Origin of the sequence: Enterococcus songbeiensis, from assembly GCF_005405265.1 — a bacterium.
Classification (GTDB): Bacteria; Bacillota; Bacilli; order Lactobacillales; family Enterococcaceae; genus Enterococcus_C; species Enterococcus_C songbeiensis.
The window spans coordinates 82,339-97,560 of record NZ_BJDS01000010.1 but is presented as its reverse complement, the minus strand read 5'-3'; the positions used below and the strand labels follow the sequence as shown (position 1 = coordinate 97,560).

Annotated in this window: 17 protein-coding genes and 1 other annotated feature; of the genes, 1 reads left to right on the top strand and 16 read right to left on the bottom strand. The window is 43.2% G+C overall.

The features are described 5' to 3' along the window. Positions 1–9: 9 nt before the first annotated feature. From recA to yfmF, 7 genes are all read right to left on the bottom strand, one after another. A complete protein-coding gene (gene recA, locus FFM66_RS06985; protein ID WP_048604583.1) occupies positions 10–1,053 on the bottom strand; it encodes a recombinase RecA in 1,044 nt (347 codons plus the stop codon). A 107-nt stretch (positions 1,054–1,160) separates the two neighbouring features. Further along, positions 1,161–2,402, bottom strand: coding sequence for a competence/damage-inducible protein A (locus FFM66_RS06980; RefSeq protein WP_137605433.1), 1,242 nt, complete (start codon positions 2,400–2,402; stop codon positions 1,161–1,163). A 143-nt stretch (positions 2,403–2,545) separates the two neighbouring features. Continuing rightward, entirely contained in the window at positions 2,546–3,124 is a 579-nt protein-coding gene (gene pgsA / locus FFM66_RS06975) for a CDP-diacylglycerol--glycerol-3-phosphate 3-phosphatidyltransferase (RefSeq protein WP_048604585.1), read from the bottom strand. 79 nt (positions 3,125–3,203) lie between these two features. After that, on the bottom strand, positions 3,204–4,103 hold the full coding sequence (locus FFM66_RS06970) for a helix-turn-helix domain-containing protein (RefSeq protein WP_048604586.1): 900 nt from the start codon (positions 4,101–4,103) through the stop codon (positions 3,204–3,206). Between the two features lie 22 nt (positions 4,104–4,125). After that, complete coding sequence (gene ymfI / locus FFM66_RS06965) at positions 4,126–4,851, bottom strand: elongation factor P 5-aminopentanone reductase (RefSeq protein WP_048604587.1); 726 nt, start codon at positions 4,849–4,851, stop codon at positions 4,126–4,128. A 5-nt stretch (positions 4,852–4,856) separates the two neighbouring features. Next, positions 4,857–6,155 carry an EF-P 5-aminopentanol modification-associated protein YfmH gene (gene yfmH, locus FFM66_RS06960; protein WP_137605432.1) on the bottom strand — a complete coding sequence of 433 codons (1,299 nt, stop codon included), beginning with the start codon at positions 6,153–6,155 and terminating at the stop codon, positions 4,857–4,859. After that, a complete protein-coding gene (gene yfmF / locus FFM66_RS06955) occupies positions 6,148–7,413 on the bottom strand; it encodes an EF-P 5-aminopentanol modification-associated protein YfmF (RefSeq protein ID WP_137605431.1) in 1,266 nt (421 codons plus the stop codon). The genes yfmH and yfmF overlap by 8 nt, the downstream gene beginning before the upstream one ends. 170 nt (positions 7,414–7,583) lie before the next feature. Here yfmF and mscL point away from each other — a divergent pair, with 170 nt between their 5' ends. Then, positions 7,584–8,024, top strand: coding sequence for a large conductance mechanosensitive channel protein MscL (gene mscL / locus FFM66_RS06950; RefSeq protein WP_137605430.1), 441 nt, complete (start codon positions 7,584–7,586; stop codon positions 8,022–8,024). A gap of 50 nt (positions 8,025–8,074) precedes the next feature. Here the strand turns inward: mscL and FFM66_RS06945 are convergent, their stop codons facing one another. The 9 genes from FFM66_RS06945 to gltX form a co-directional block, all read right to left on the bottom strand. Beyond that, positions 8,075–8,506 carry a GNAT family N-acetyltransferase gene (locus FFM66_RS06945; protein WP_137605429.1) on the bottom strand — a complete coding sequence of 144 codons (432 nt, stop codon included), beginning with the start codon at positions 8,504–8,506 and terminating at the stop codon, positions 8,075–8,077. A gap of 70 nt (positions 8,507–8,576) precedes the next feature. After that, on the bottom strand, positions 8,577–8,879 hold the full coding sequence (locus tag FFM66_RS06940; protein WP_371851513.1) for a Veg family protein: 303 nt from the start codon (positions 8,877–8,879) through the stop codon (positions 8,577–8,579). Between the two features lie 56 nt (positions 8,880–8,935). Next, positions 8,936–9,499, bottom strand: coding sequence for a sigma-70 family RNA polymerase sigma factor (locus FFM66_RS06935; RefSeq protein ID WP_137605428.1), 564 nt, complete (start codon positions 9,497–9,499; stop codon positions 8,936–8,938). 63 nt (positions 9,500–9,562) lie between these two features. Continuing rightward, positions 9,563–10,105, bottom strand: a complete 543-nt coding sequence (locus FFM66_RS06930) for an NYN domain-containing protein (protein WP_048604594.1) — start codon at positions 10,103–10,105, stop codon at positions 9,563–9,565. After that, positions 10,102–10,947: a 23S rRNA (guanosine(2251)-2'-O)-methyltransferase RlmB gene (gene rlmB, locus FFM66_RS06925; protein ID WP_137605427.1), complete on the bottom strand. Its 846-nt coding sequence runs from the start codon at positions 10,945–10,947 to the stop codon at positions 10,102–10,104. The genes FFM66_RS06930 and rlmB overlap by 4 nt, the downstream gene beginning before the upstream one ends. Further along, positions 10,931–11,335 (bottom strand): Mini-ribonuclease 3, encoded by a 405-nt coding sequence (locus tag FFM66_RS06920; RefSeq protein ID WP_048604596.1) that lies wholly within the window; start codon positions 11,333–11,335, stop codon positions 10,931–10,933. The genes rlmB and FFM66_RS06920 overlap by 17 nt, the downstream gene beginning before the upstream one ends. Next, positions 11,332–12,741: a cysteine--tRNA ligase gene (gene cysS, locus FFM66_RS06915; RefSeq protein WP_137605426.1), complete on the bottom strand. Its 1,410-nt coding sequence runs from the start codon at positions 12,739–12,741 to the stop codon at positions 11,332–11,334. The genes FFM66_RS06920 and cysS overlap by 4 nt, the downstream gene beginning before the upstream one ends. After that, positions 12,738–13,268 carry a serine O-acetyltransferase EpsC gene (gene epsC, locus FFM66_RS06910; protein ID WP_048604598.1) on the bottom strand — a complete coding sequence of 177 codons (531 nt, stop codon included), beginning with the start codon at positions 13,266–13,268 and terminating at the stop codon, positions 12,738–12,740. Before epsC ends, cysS begins: the two co-directional genes overlap by 4 nt. Before the next feature lie 146 nt (positions 13,269–13,414). Further along, positions 13,415–13,615, bottom strand: a binding site (T-box leader). After that, entirely contained in the window at positions 13,615–15,072 is a 1,458-nt protein-coding gene (gltX, locus tag FFM66_RS06905) for a glutamate--tRNA ligase (RefSeq protein ID WP_137605425.1), read from the bottom strand. (Overlaps the previous feature by 1 nt.) Between the last annotated feature and the right edge of the window lie 150 nt (positions 15,073–15,222).

The window sequence follows — 15,222 nt, the reverse complement described above, 5'->3', positions numbered from 1 at the left end:
ACTTTAATCTTAATCTAACGGTAATTCTTCCTGTTCTTCGACTTCTTCTACAACTGTAGTGCCGTCGCCAATACCGTAAGCTTCACGAACTCTGGTAGAAACTTCTTTCATCATGTCAGGATGTTCCCGCATGTAATTCTTTGCATTTTCTCGACCTTGTCCGATGCGTTCTTCTTTGTAGGAATACCATGAACCGCTTTTTTCAACGATATCCTGTTCTGCAGCCATATCCAGCAATTCGCCTTCTTGGGAAATACCTAACCCGTACATAACGTCGACTTCTGCAATTTTAAATGGCGGTGCAACTTTGTTTTTAACGACTTTGATTTTCGTCCGGTTTCCGATAATATCTGTGCCGGATTTTAATTGTTCTGCACGACGAACTTCTAAACGAATCGTAGCGTAGAATTTCAATGCCCGACCGCCGGGAGTTGTTTCAGGATTCCCGAACATGATACCGACTTTTTCACGAATTTGATTGATAAAGATCGCAATTGTTTTGGTTTTATTGATGGAACCAGACAATTTACGCAGGGCCTGTGACATCAAACGAGCTTGCAGCCCAACGTGAGCATCTCCCATTTCACCATCAATTTCAGCTCGGGGAACAAGCGCCGCAACGGAGTCAATGACAACAATATCAACCGCGCCACTGGAAACAAGTGCATCGGCGATTTCCAAGCCTTGTTCACCTGTATCCGGTTGAGAAAGGAGAAGGTCATCAATATTAACACCCAATTTTTGTGCATATTGGGGATCAAGTGCATTTTCTGCATCAATAAAAGCTGCGGTACCGCCTTGTTTTTGAACTTCAGCGATTGCATGCAGGGCAACTGTCGTTTTCCCTGAACTTTCAGGACCGTACACTTCAACGATCCGTCCACGAGGATACCCGCCTACGCCTAATGCTACATCTAGTGCCAATGAACCACTAGGAATCGTCGAAATCTGTTGGTCGATTTTTTCTCCCAGTTTCATGATAGCACCTTTACCATAACTTTTTTCTATCTTCTTTAACGCAGCATCCAACGCTGCTTTACGTGCATCTGCCAAATTGATTTTCCTCCTTAAAATTTGCGCCAATGTTGCTTGCTTTCGTACCATTATCATAGCTTTTCTTTAGAGAAAAAGCAAGAAAAAGCGAACATATTTTCGCATTTTTATTTTTCTTTTAACAATTCTCGTCGTAAAAGATCCAGTCCCGCCATAACTGCGCTGTGGCGGATATGACTGCGATCGCGGGTAAAGCGATACTTTCGGCTGCTGATGCCTTGTGGTGTTGCCAGCGCCAGCCAAACTGTTCCTGCCGGCTGTCCTTCCAGTTCCTCTGGTCCAGCGACTCCGGTGAAGGCCAATGCATAATCCGTGTTGGCTTTTTGTCGAGCTTTTTGTGCCATTTGTTCTGCACATTCTTGGCTGACGGTACCAAATTGTTCAATCAGTTCAGGCGAAATTCCTAAAAACTCCTGCTTCGTTGTTGCTGAATAGGTAACAAAACCGCCGGGAAAAACAGATGAAACACCGGCAATATTTCCCAAGGTCGCCTGAAAAAGTCCAGCTGTCAAACTCTCCGCTGCTGTGATGCTGCGATTTTGCGCCTTCAACAACGCTACCACAACAGCTGCCAATGAATTTTCTTCGCCGTAGCCATAAAAATAATCACCGACCCGATCCATGATTTTCTTTTCCACTTGATCCAATTGCAACGCCGCAACGGCTTCTTCCGATGCTTTGGCAGTCAAGCGCAAGGTCACTTCATTTGTTTTGGCATAAGGGGCAATCGTTGGATTGGTTTGCGTTTCGATCAAATCCGCCAATGTTGTTACTAAATTGGATTCACCAATTCCGTAAAACCGCAACACGCGAGAATAGAGCTGTTGGTCTTGTTGATGATAGGTTTGAAACATCGGTTTGACATACCGCAAAAACATTGGCTGCAGCTCGCTTGGTGGACCCGGCAATAGCAAATAGTCGGTCGTCCCTTCATAAAAAATTCCCAGTGCCAAGCCAGTATCATTTGGAAAAACCTGTCCTTCTTCAAAAACTAAAATCTGTCTTAGATTGTTGGCAGTCATTTCCCGATCAAGTTTCTGAAAAAAAGCGACAAGCTGCTGATAACCCGCCTCATTACGAACCAATTTCTGACCCACGTGTTCAGCCACGACCACTTTTGTCAAATCATCATCCGTCGGTCCCAAACCGCCACAAAGAATGACGAGATCACTCCGCTGGTCTGCCATTTTCAACAGAGCCTCCAACCGTTGCCGATTATCTCCCACGACGCTATGATAATAGACTTCGATTCCTAAATCTGCCAACTCTTCAGATAAAAAAGTCGCATTGGTGTTCACTACTTGTCCTAATAAAATTTCTGTTCCAACTGCAATAATTTCTGCTTTCATACAAGACGCCTTCCTATCACTTTTTTTCTCTTCATTCCACCAGCATACTGGATGGAAGTGACACTGACATTCTACAAATATATACGCAACCTTTTTTCTTTAAAACAAAAAAGTCCAGAAAAAATCTGAACTTTTTGATCTTCTTACATGGAACCCTTAAAAACAGCGGTATTTTTGGCGAAATAATCAATTCCTGAATAAATCGTAAAGACTAAGCAGGCGTACAGCATGATTTGGTCTAATGGTAAGCCCATCAATTGGAAAGGCAGATTATTGATGAACAATAAAATAATGGCTACCATTTGTGTTGCTGTCTTGACTTTTCCCGGCCAAGCAGCAGCCATGACTTCTCCATGCTCCACCAACAACAGCCGCAAGCCCGTGACCGCCAACTCCCGACAAATGATGATGGCTACAACCCAACCCGGTGCTTTGTCCAATTCAACTAATAAAATGAACGCCGTCATCACTAACATTTTATCTGCCAATGGATCGGCAAATTTTCCAAAATTAGTAACCAATCCACGGGAACGGGCAATTTTTCCGTCCAACCAATCGGTGATACTGGCAACAGCGAAAATAATCGCTGCCACAAGATGGGTGACCGGCAGTGAGACATCCCCGGCAGTCACTACACCCCAATCAAAGGGAATTGCTAAAACTAGAATAAAAATCGGAATCATAAAAATTCGAACAACAGTTAATTTATTTGGTAAATTCACGCAACGTTTCTCCTCTCTGTTCTTTTATAGGAAGAACAGGATTGTTTTTATTTCCATCAATACGGCTAAAAAAGCCTGTTTATTCAGTCGCTTCTTGGTATTGAAGGGTCAGATTGATATTTTTACGCAATGCCGCCAAATTCGGGTCAGTAAAATCAAGGTCTTCCTCATTCGCCTTGATCGTCAAATTCCCACTAGCACCCAACACGATGGTCGCATTTTGTGCATTTTCCGGCAACGTCGTCTCTTGGGTCTCACCGGCTTGTAAAGTATATTGATAAACATAGCCGCCATTAACCATCACACCGACCCAGCATGGTCCCGTAGTTCCGGTAAAGGTTAATTTCAATGGACTTTCAGCATCACGGATTGTCATATTGGCTTCTGCCTGTGTGTTGCTGTCCATTTTGATTGACATTTTCTTTTCTTCTGAAGATTCGGTGGTGCTTTCTTGGGTTTCCGTGCTGCTTTCTTTGGTACTGGAAACCGTGGTGCTACTGGAAGTTTCTGCAACTGAACCATCTACTGTGATAGAGGATTCAGTAATCATCGGCGCAGCATTGCGGTCCTGCCACGTCATATAGGCGACAAAGCCCACGATTAGCAACGCAACGATTCCCATCAAAATCACCGGCAGTAATTTTTTGAACCGACTTTCTGGTTCTTCTTCATGAAGTGCTTTGCGGGAACCTTGCACCGTTTCCGGCTGCGGCCGTTTTGGCAACGGCGGTTCAAGGGAGGCTTTGCCATCCAGAACAGCAACCAACTTGTCGCCATTCTCACCTACCGCAGCGGCGTATTGCCGCACGAAGGCTCGCACATAAAAAGTCCCCGGCAATTGATCCAGTTCGTCTCTTTCAATTGCTTCCAAGTATCTTTTTTGAATTTTGGTAATCTGCTGCAATTCATCTAAGGATATATTTTTATTCAAACGGGCTTGCCGTAATCTTTGTCCAATTGTGGTTGCTTCGTTGGCCACTCGCTCATCTTCTCCAGTCTGTTTAGTACAACCAGCCTCCAGTTATCGGTAAGGTAATTCCCGTCGTATACTGTGCATCTTCGGAAAATAAATAACTTACGGCGGCTGCAATCTCCTTTGTTAACGCCAGTCTCCCTAGCGGAATATCTTGTTTCAACCCGTTCATTTCGGTTTCGGTCCAGGAATGATTCATCTGTGTGGCAACGGCTCCCGGAGCGATACAGTTCACGGTGATTCCCAAAGTCGCCACTTCTTTCCCATAGGCTTTGACGAAACTTTGCTGGGCACCTTTGACTGCGCTGTAAACCGTCTCCATGCTGCTGCCGGCAATGCCGTAAACCGATCCAATAAAAACGATGCGGGAATTTTGTGATCGCTGCAATTTTTCTTGCAGGGCTTTAATCAATAATAGCGGGGTTTCCATATGAATCTTCCATAACCCGCTGATATCTTCTGGTGTGTGTTCTGTCAGTAATCCGTATTTCGTATACCCTGAAGCGAAAACGATCCCGTCAACTTGGAACAATGCCTGTAAAAATGGCGGGATTTTTCGATTATCCAACATATCTAAGGATACCATAAAAAAATCTTGATGAGGATAGGCTTCTTGCAAGTCGCTAACAAAATTTAATACTTTTTCCTCGTGTTGATAATAATGACAATACAAGGACCAACCATCTGCTGCCAATCGCCGACAAACAGCTTCGCCGATGTCTCCGCTGGCCCCCATGACTAATGCGGTTCTCATTTTTTTCACTCACTTTCCGGTTGAATGGTAAAGTGGCTCAAAGCTTCTTTTTTAATCAACTGGTCTCCCGCAGCAAAAACATCTGCTAAAGTGATGGATTGAATGATCTCCGGCACGTCAAACAAGGTGGTCTCACCAAAAAGATTTTGCGTAAATTGATTGGCGATATATTCCAATGAGTTCAGAGATTGGAAATATTTCCCTAACATCTTTTTCTTCAAAAGCGTCAAGTTTTCTTCGTTGAGTTCAGGGTCTTTTTGGTATCCTAATAAAATTGCCGTGATTGCTTGGAAAAAGACTGTCGAGTCTTCTGTGTCACCGGCAAAATCCGCAAAATGAAACCCGCGATCCAAATTGTACTCAAAATCAAAGGTATCATCAATCACGCCATCGGTATACAACCGCAAGTAATTTTGCGACGTGTTTCCCAATAACAACTGGAACAACAGCTCCATTGCTGTTTTGAATCTCAGTAGTTCCCGTCCTTCTTGGGGAAGCAGTGCTTCTTCGCCCTTGATGCCTAAAACTGCTTTTTGTCGGGTCACCGGCATTTTCAACGAACTGCTTTCTCGAATATCTGCTAAGGTTTCTGTTGGAAAGTTACGTTTAATCGGTTGAGCTTCTGGAAATTCTTTGTCTGCTTGGTTTTCTTTGATCCAAGCCATCATTTCTTCCGGATCGATATTCCCCACCACAAACAACGTCATATTGCTAGGATGGTAAAAGGTACGGTAGCAAAGATACAGATCTTCTGCCGTAATTTCAGCGATGCTGTCTACAGTACCGGCAATATCAATGTGTAAAGGATGTTTGGGGTACAAATTACCGATGATCCCGAAAAATTGCCGCCAATTCGGATCGTCCTCATACATTTGGATTTCTTGACCAATAATGCCTTTTTCTTTGTCCACTGTTGCTTTGGTAAAGTACGGTTCCTGTACAAAATTCAGCAGGGTTACCAAATTTTCTTTGATTTTCTCTGTTGCAGAAAACAAATAACTGGTTTTTGTAAAACTGGTGAAGGCATTGGCAGAGGCTCCTTGTTTGCCAAAATCTTGAAAGACATCTCCTGTCTCTTTTTCAAATAATTTATGTTCCAGAAAATGGGCGATCCCGTCAGGAACCCGCACAAATTCCGTGCCGCCATTGGGAACAAATTCGTTGTCAATGGAACCGTAATTTGTGCTGAAAAGCCCATATGTTTTATGAAAATCAGCTTTGGGCAATAAATAAACCGTCAAGCCATTGGGTAAAACTTCGGTATACAGCGTTTCGTTTATTTGTCGGTAACTTTTTTTATTCATGCTCATTCTCCCCATCCAAAAAGAATACTGCCTGCAATGTCAGTTCACGGGCGACTTTTTGCACCTCTTCTTTGGTTACTGCTGCTAACTGCCGTAAAAAATGCGCTTCATCCAGTTGCGTTTGTGGCAGCCAAGTATCCAAATAATTAACTTCGATTAAGGCTTGTGGATTGTCTAAAGACAACAAAAACTGATTTTTTAACATGGCTTTGGTTTGTGCCAGTTCATCATCGGTAATCTCGCCTTTGATTAAACTGACTAATTGTTCATGAATCAAACCCAACACCTTTTCCCGATTTTGTCCATCGATTCCAGTTTGCACGGAGACAAATCCTCGAAAAGAATCAAAACTGCTGGAAGCGTAATAAGCAAGACTCGCTTTTTCCCGTACATTCATGAACAGCTTAGAATGGGGAAAGCCGCCAAACAGACCATTGAAAACCATCAAAGCAAAACGCTGTGGTTGGTCATAATAAATAGGCATACGATAACCGAGATTCAATTTCGCCTGAATGATTGGTTCGCGTTCGACTTTTTCTGAAATAACCGTTTCTTCCTGCTGATAAAAAATATCCGGATGGACCCGTTCCGTCGTCGCAAAAGGGAACTGACGGACTTCTGCCAAAACAGCCGCTTCCGTGATATCTCCTACAACAAACAGATCAATCTGATCCTTCGTCAACATATCTTGATAGGTCTGGTAAAGATCACTGGCAGTCAAGGTTTCTAAATCTTCGACCCAGCCAAAGCTTGGCGTTTTTTGATCCGAATCATTGGCAAAAAATAACTGTTGCAGTTTCAAGGAAGCATAGGTCTGCTTGTCTTCTCGAATACTGTTTAAGTAAGCCAATAAATTGTCTTTTTCAATTTGAAAAGTCTCTTCGTCAAAAGCACCCTTTGAAATATTGGGGAAAAATAAAATCTCTTTTAAAAAAGCCATTGCTTGGGGAAAAACCTGATCGTCTTGCAGGTAATCACCGTTAACAATCGTCATACCGATATTGACTTGATGCAAATTGCCTTTCTTACCGACATTTGCGCCAAAACTTGCGCCGTATAACTCCGCTAACCGGCTGCTTAACGCAGTTTGGGTGGGATAATTTTTACTGTTGGTCTCTAAAAGACTCGTCAGCAACGTGCGGGCAGCTGCCGCTTTTTTTTCAAGGCGGGCAGAAAAACGCAGATACAGACGAATCGTCTTATATTTTTGGGTTGGAAGTACATGAAGATTGATGCCATTTTGCAATTGTAGCGCCATCGAAATTCCTCTTTTCTGTAGTTTCAAGTCATGGTCAATTATAGCACAGCTGCTTGTCAGGATACATTCCACTGTTTTTAGTCAAATTACTTCAAAAGATCTACAACATTCGTTATACTGAATTGTAGATTAGTCGTGAAACTTTACCATATTCATACTAGGAGGATATCATGATCAAAGAATTCAAACAGTTTATCATGCAAGGAGACGTCTTGGATTTGGCAGTTGGGGTCGTTATCGGGAGTGCCTTTACCGGGATCGTCAAACAAATCGTTGATGGCTTAATTACGCCGCTGATCGGGTTGGTGGTTTCGATTTTCATCGGAACAGATGACTTAAATGGCGCATTGTCAATTTTAGATTGGGAAGTTCGCAAGGGAGTTGTTTTTAAATTTGGTGATGTTGTTAGTGCTATTATTACATTTTTGATCACCGGATTAGTCCTGTTCCTAATCGTTCGAGCAGTCAACCATGCCAAAAATCTTCACAAAAAAGAAGTGGTGGAAGAAACCACTGTTCCGACTGCGGAAGATTATTTAGCGGAAATCCGCGATTTGTTAAAAGAAAACGTCCAAACTTCAGAAAATCGCAACCAGCAGGATTTGTTTTGATTTTTTCGGAATAGAAAAAGTGATGCCCTCTGAAAAGAGCATCACTTTTTTTATTTCTCCATATCAATATGAGGGATATCGTCTTCCAAATACACGTCGGAAATTGCTTGAAAACCAAAGCTGCCATAAAAATCCGTCAAATAGGCTTGTGCCCCAATAACAACCGGTTGATTGGGAAAACGTTCGGTGATGACCTGTAAGGTTTTTTCAACGATTTTTTTCCCTAATCCCTCTTTTCGATGGTTTTCATGGACTAAAACTCGCCCAAAATGAACGGCTGATCCTTCTTGATAGATTCGCGTGTAGGCTAAGATTTCTCCGTCATCAGCTTGCAAATAGGTATGGATCGCCTGTGGATCAATCTCGTCGATTTCTTGGTAAGGACACGCTTGTTCCACAACAAAAACGGCTACCCGTTCCTTTGCCAGACGATAAAATTCCATTGTGGTCAGCTCATCAAATGTTTTTACGATATATTCCATGACTCTTCCTCCGATTCTATGGTTGAAAAAAGAGTCTCTGCTTTTTGATGAAAAGCGGAAACTCTTACTTTTAAATTGCTTCTGATAAAAATTCGATTTCTACGGTGCGTGTTAAAACATCTGAATAGCTGTAAGAAACTCGTTCAAATGAATTCTCTTCTTGATCTAAATCGACGACGAATACTGATGGATACGTTTCAGTCAAAACGCCTCGTCGTTCAGTTTGACGTTTCCGACCAGTTTGGGCAACTAACATGATTTCGCTGCCGATCCGACATTCCAGGTCTTTCTTGATTGAAGCTAAAGTTGTTGGCATCGCATTCACCTCGAAAGTAATTATAACACAATTAACAGAAAATTTCAAGTGTAACATAAGATAAATCACAATTCAATAGCTTTTTGAAATAACATGAGGATTAAAAACGCTTTCTAGTTCCATTCGTGAATATATTTAAGCAGTTTGGCTTTCGAACGGTCATAGGCACACCGCACTTTATTCAAAGACAACTCGTTTTCTGCGGCAATTTCATTGAAATCTTTCCCTTGAAAATAGGCCGTTAGCACCTCTCGTTCCAATTGGGAAAATAAGACAAATTCCTGATCCATTGCCTCTTCCACCATCAATTTTATATTTAGATTATCGGCAACATTCATGCCGTCATTCAAAAAGTCTGGTCCATCATAGGCGATTTTTTCCTCAAGAGAAACCGCATTGAGATTGCTTCGCCGTTTTAAAGCGTGTTGGTAACGCAAATAGCTTTTGATCCGATTTTCAAAATTCCGGCGAAAAAAAACGCCGAATGTCGCTCCTCGAAGTTCTTGAAATTTCTCGATACTTTCCTGTAACACGATACGCCCCACTTGCAGCCAATCCTCCTGATCAAAATCCTGCAAAGAATAAATCCCCTGAACCCGATAGATTACTGGGCGATATTGATGGAATAACTCTAAAAAAGCCGCTTCATTGCCCGCTTTTGCTTCTTGCCACAACATAAAAAAAACTCCTCCTTGTCAGTTCTACAAGAGGAGCATAGCAAAGGGAAAATTTTTATTTTTTCATTTTTTTGGTTGCTTTTTATCTGTGGTGAGTTCCTTTAACTTCCCTTCCAATTCCGTCAATTGATCTGCTGTCCACGGGGAATTGCGGCGAAAATTACTGAACTTGATGTCTTCTCGATGACGCAGAATCGCTTCTTGGGTCTTTTGGATAGCTTTGTACAATTCTCTGGCAGACGTGCGCAACGCCCCTTGAGAGAAAACCACCCACTGTTCTGCCAAGTCACTGGTAGCTACCGTCACTTGAGTCAATGGCGTATTTAACTCCCCTGCAACTCGTTCAATATAGCTGTCCGCTGTTTCGCCTTCTTCTGTAAAAACGACTTGCAGCTGATACTTGGTAAAGCGTTGCGTGATTCCCGGCACAAATTGAGCATCAAAAACCACGATGATTTCCAAGCCTTCGTATTTTGAGAAATTAGAAAGCATCTCCAACAGCTTTTCTCGAGCATCTTCCAGTTTTTCCTGCTTCTTCAAAACAATCAATTCCGGCCAGGCTCCAATCATATTGTAGCCGTCAACAAGTAATAGCTGTTTCTTCATTCGGTCACACTTCTTTGACGAAAGGCCTCATACATCAAAAGCCCCGCCGCCACACTGGCGTTCAAACTTTGGACATGTCCCACCATCGGGATCGTCAGCAATTCATCGACTTCTTTTTGCAGACCGGCACTCATGCCTTTGCCTTCATTACCGATAATCAATGCAATCGAGCCTTTTGCCTGCCATTGTTGGTAATTCGTGCCGGACATACCGGTGCCAAAAATCCAAAATCCGGCTTCCTTTAATTGCTTGATACTTTGAGCAAGATTGGTTACCCGTGCAACCGGTACATGCTCTACTGCACCTGTTGAGGTTTTGACCACGATGGGGGTGATGCCCACTGCTCGATGTTTTGGAATAATGACACCATCCACACCACTGGCATCTGCAGTCCGTAAAATCGAACCAAAATTATGGGGGTCTTCCAAATTATCCAAAATCAAATAAAAAGGGGCATGATCCTCCGTGTTTGTTTTTGCCAACAATTCATCCAATGAAAGGTATTCATACGGGGTGATGGCTAAAACCATGCCTTGATGCACACCACGATCACTCATCGTTTCAAGTTTTTGCTTTGGCACCCATTTGACCGGTACAGAAAGTTCCCGTGCCAGTTCTTTTAATTGTTCAAATTTTTCTCCCCTGCCATCTTCTAGAAGAAACAATTTATTCCCCCGCTGTTGTTTCAGCGCTTCCGTCACCGCATGGAAACCAAAAACAAAATTTTCGGAAAGCTCGGTGGTCTCTTCTTTTGTGGACTTTTCAGCATGTTGCAGCCCGCGATGCTTCAACGGTTTGTTTTGATTAGGGCGTTTTTTTTCAAATTTATTTTGCTTTTTCATCCATATCCCTCACTTTCTTGATGCACCAGTCAATCAATTCTTCTAGGCGCACAGTTTGTTTTGATAAATGCAGATAGCCCATCAATGCCTCAAAACCGGTGGAAATGCGGTACGTGGTGATGTCCGCATTTTTTGCACTGGTGTAGCTTTTGCTGTTGCGGCCCCGACGATAAAAAAGTTCCTCTTCTTCCGTCAGAATGTTTTCCTCCTGCATGGCATGAATCAGTGCCGCCTGTGCCTTTGCCGAAACATAATGGGTCGCCAGTTTATGCAGTTGATTCGGTCTTGTTTGTCCTTGATCGATCAAATAATCCCGAATATAGACTTCATAAATTGCATCTCCGACATACGCCAGCGCCAACCCGTTCAATTGTTTGTAATCTTTCATTTCTCTCGTCTCCATCGGGTGCCTTGTGGGGTATCTTCCAACACAATCCCCTGTTCTTTAAACTGGTCGCGGATTTCATCGCTGCGTTGGAAATTTCGGTCTTTGCGGGCTTGATTGCGTTCAGCGATCAAGGCTTCCACTTCACTATCCAACAACTCATCCGCAGTAAAATAAATTCCAAAAACTGCCAACCATGCATTTAATTTTTCCAAAGCAGCGTTCAGGATTTTTTCCGACACAGCCCCTTCACTATAGGTATTCAACCATTTTGCCAATTCATAAACCACAGTGATTCCGTTTGCCGCATTGAAATCATCGTCCATCTCCGTCGTGAAGCGTTGTTCCAATTCTGCCAATTCCGCCAGTTTTTGTTCATCTTCTGGTCGAGAGCTGTCTGCACTTTGTTGACGAAAGGCCGCATTTTCTACAGTGATTCGCAACCGTTGCAGATTGGTGGCAGCTTCCTTCAATGTGGTTTCGCTATAACGAATCGGACGGCGATATTGGGTCGTCGCCATGAAAAAGCGCAGCACTTGTGGATCGACGGTTTGGATCAGTTCATGGACGGTGACAAAATTCCCTAGAGATTTGCTCATTTTTTCATCGTTTTCACCAATCGTAACGTAGCCGTTGTGCATCCAATAATTAGCAAATTTTTTGCCAGTTTTGGCTTCACTTTGAGCAATTTCGTTTTCATGATGAGGAAATTCCAAATCCTGTCCTCCACCGTGAATGTCAATCGTTTCCCCCAGATGTTGGGTAGCCATCACGGAGCATTCGATGTGCCAGCCGGGACGACCTTCCCCCCAAGGTGCCGCCCACGAAATTTCTCCCGGTTTGGCAGCTTTCCATAAAGCAAAATCTAATGGATCTTCTTTGATGGCTTGTTCTTCCCCGGTTCGTTGACTGGCACCAACTTCCAATTCATCGATGGATTGGTCACTTAATTTTCCGTAATCTGCAAATTTCCGGGTGCGGTAATACACATCCCCTTCAGCTACATAGGCATAGTCTTTTTCGATCAGCGCTTGAATAAAGGCAACGATTTCTTTCATATGATCCATCACTCGCGGATGCAACGTTGCGGGCTTGACGTTCAAGGCGTGGGTGTCTTCTTCAAAAGCTTGAATAAAGCGATCAGCAACTTCCGGCGCTGTGATCCCCAATTCCTTAGCAGCGCGAATGATTTTGTCATCCACATCAGTAAAATTCGATACATAATCCACCTGATAGCCCCGATATTCAAAATACCGGCGGATGGTATCAAAGGCGATAGAACTGCGGGCATTGCCGATATGGATATAATTATAAACAGTTGGTCCGCAGACATACATGCGCACCTTATTGGCTTCGATTGGTTGAAATTCTTCTTTTTCTCTTGATAAGGTATTGTACACTTTAATCATTTTGAAACCTTCTTTCCATTGATTCTGACTACTTTTGCCGGAATACCCACGGCGGTCGCCCCAGCCGGAATGTCCTCCAAAACAACCGCGCTTGCCCCGATTTTAGCGTATTCTCCGATGGTTACCGGACCTAATATCTGCACATTGGTAGAGAGCATCGCTCCTTTTTTCACAGTGGGATGGCGTTTGCCGGTATGCTTGCCGGTTCCTCCTAAGGTCACACCATGAAATAAAACCACATCGTCTTCTACCACCGCCGTTTCACCAATCACCACTCCCATGCCGTGATCAATAAAAACACCTTGACCAATCTGCGCCCCGGGATGAATCTCGATTCCCGTTAAGAAACGCCAGAATTGTGCATTGAGCTTTGCCAACAAAAACCAGTGATGGCGATACAAAAAATGCGACCAACGATGCCAAAATAGCGCGTGAACACCGGGATAAGTCAACAGGATTTCCAGCGTTGACCGCGCCGCCGGATCATTGCGCTTCGCCGATGCAATCGCACGGTTCATCCACCCCATAAGCTCTCTCCTTCCTTTAAACGATTTTTTCTGACTCCTTGCTGTTTCGAAAAACTTCTACCGATACAATCAGCCTATGTATTAAAAAAGCGCACAGCTACTTTCGTATAAAATAAAACAAGCGCCCTTCAAATAAGTCTCCTTATTCAAAAGACGCCTGTATGCGTGGTTCCACTTTTGTTTCTAGCCAAGACAGCTAGCTTAAAATGAGTAACGTTCATGACCCGTAGCCAACTTCCGCCGACTCCACTCCCAGATGCATTTCCCAAAACCTGATGATCACTTCCAGCAACCGCAATCTCTCTGAAATCAGTTTTTTTGGTACTTCGTTTGTTCCTCGTGTTTGTTATAATGCTTTATTCAAATGATCCAACGCTTTTTCTTTTCCTAGTAATTCAATCGTTGTTGGCAATTCTGGTCCGTGCATTTGTCCGGAAACCGCCACACGAATCGGCATAAAGAGATTTTTTCCTTTGATCCCGGTTTCTTTTTGAACTTCCTTGATGGCTGCTTTCACGGTTGCTGCATCCACGACCGTCATTTTTTCCAATTTTTCTTTAAATGCGTCTAGAACAGTCGGCACGGTTTCACCGGCTAAAACTTCCTTCGCTTCCTCGTCCAATACTGGATGTTCATTGAAGAACAGGTCGGAAACTTCAACGATTTCTGCTGCATAACTCATTTGTGGTTGGTACAGTGAAACAAGTTTTTTCACCCATTCTCGTTTTTCAGAAGTCGGATTTGCTTCTACTCGTCCTTCTGCTGCTAAATAAGGCAGGCACATTTCCGTCAATGCATCCAGATCCATCGCTTTGATGTAATGGTTGTTGACCCATTCCAATTTCTTCGCATCAAATGCTGCTGGTGATTTGCTTAACCGATTTGGATCAAACATTTCCACCAATTCTTTTTGGGTGAAGATTTCTTCTTCGCCGACTGGAGACCAGCCCAACAATGCGATGAAGTTGAACATTGCTTCTGGCAAATAGCCAAGTTCCCGGTATTGTTCAATAAATTGCAGAATTGATTCATCCCGTTTGCTTAATTTTTTCCCGGTTTCACTGTTGATGATTAAAGTCATATGCCCAAATTCAGGCGGTGTCCAACCAAAGGCTTCATAGATCATCAATTGTTTTGGCGTGTTGGCGATATGGTCGTCTCCTCGCAAAACATGCGTGATTTTCATCAAATGGTCGTCCACAGCTACGGCAAAATTATAGGTTGGCATTCCGTCACGCTTTTGGATAACAAAATCGCCGCCGACATTGTCGGATTCAAAAACGATTTCTCCTTTGACCATATCGTGGAATTTGTATTCCGTATTTTTAGGCACTCGGAAACGAATCACTGCTTCTAGTCCTTGCGCTTCTTTTTCCGCTTGTTCTTCTGGTGTCAAGAAGGCACATTTTCCGCCATAATGAGGCATCTCCCCATGTGCTCGTTGGGTTTCCCGTTCGGCTTCTAATTCTTCTTCGGTACAGTAGCATTTGTATGCCCGATTGCTTGCTAAGAGTTGATCGATCAATGGTTGATAGATGTCTTTACGTTCCGATTGACGGTAAGGTCCGTATTTCCCAGGATTTTGAGGGGATTCATCCCAATCCATCCCTAACCAAGTCAAATTCTCTAATTGGCTCTTTTCGCCATCCGCAATATTGCGTTTTAAATCCGTATCCTCGATGCGGATGATAAACTCTCCATCATTATGACGGGCAAATAAATAATTGAATAGAGCGGTTCGCGCATTTCCAATGTGTAGATGTCCGGTGGGGCTTGGTGCATAACGTACACGTACTTTTGTCATCTTTTTTCCTCTTCCTTTGATGTCTTTTTGAGACTGCCGACACTAATTTCCAATAACAGTCAGTCAAACTGACTGCTCAGAATCTATTGTACAGCAATCCGCATTTCAGGCGATTTTTTAACCGTCAGAAAATACAATCTTCAGCTAGAA

What these genes read in the sequence shown, in the direction of transcription:
- FFM66_RS06980 (WP_137605433.1), bottom strand. Translation starts at nt 2,402, where the DNA reads ATGAAAGCAGAAATTATTGCAGTTGGAACAGAAATTTTATTAGGACAA.
- ymfI (WP_048604587.1), bottom strand. Translation starts at nt 4,851, where the DNA reads ATGAGAACCGCATTAGTCATGGGGGCCAGCGGAGACATCGGCGAAGCT.
- yfmH (WP_137605432.1), bottom strand. Translation starts at nt 6,155, where the DNA reads ATGAATAAAAAAAGTTACCGACAAATAAACGAAACGCTGTATACCGAA.
- yfmF (WP_137605431.1), bottom strand. Translation starts at nt 7,413, where the DNA reads ATGGCGCTACAATTGCAAAATGGCATCAATCTTCATGTACTTCCAACC.
- mscL (WP_137605430.1), top strand. Translation starts at nt 7,584, where the DNA reads ATGATCAAAGAATTCAAACAGTTTATCATGCAAGGAGACGTCTTGGAT.
- FFM66_RS06945 (WP_137605429.1), bottom strand. Translation starts at nt 8,506, where the DNA reads ATGGAATATATCGTAAAAACATTTGATGAGCTGACCACAATGGAATTT.
- FFM66_RS06940 (WP_371851513.1), bottom strand. Translation starts at nt 8,879, where the DNA reads ATGTTACACTTGAAATTTTCTGTTAATTGTGTTATAATTACTTTCGAG.
- FFM66_RS06935 (WP_137605428.1), bottom strand. Translation starts at nt 9,499, where the DNA reads ATGTTGTGGCAAGAAGCAAAAGCGGGCAATGAAGCGGCTTTTTTAGAG.
- FFM66_RS06930 (WP_048604594.1), bottom strand. Translation starts at nt 10,105, where the DNA reads ATGAAGAAACAGCTATTACTTGTTGACGGCTACAATATGATTGGAGCC.
- rlmB (WP_137605427.1), bottom strand. Translation starts at nt 10,947, where the DNA reads ATGAAAAAGCAAAATAAATTTGAAAAAAAACGCCCTAATCAAAACAAA.
- FFM66_RS06920 (WP_048604596.1), bottom strand. Translation starts at nt 11,335, where the DNA reads ATGAAAGATTACAAACAATTGAACGGGTTGGCGCTGGCGTATGTCGGA.
- cysS (WP_137605426.1), bottom strand. Translation starts at nt 12,741, where the DNA reads ATGATTAAAGTGTACAATACCTTATCAAGAGAAAAAGAAGAATTTCAA.
- epsC (WP_048604598.1), bottom strand. Translation starts at nt 13,268, where the DNA reads ATGGGGTGGATGAACCGTGCGATTGCATCGGCGAAGCGCAATGATCCG.
- gltX (WP_137605425.1), bottom strand. Translation starts at nt 15,072, where the DNA reads ATGACAAAAGTACGTGTACGTTATGCACCAAGCCCCACCGGACATCTA.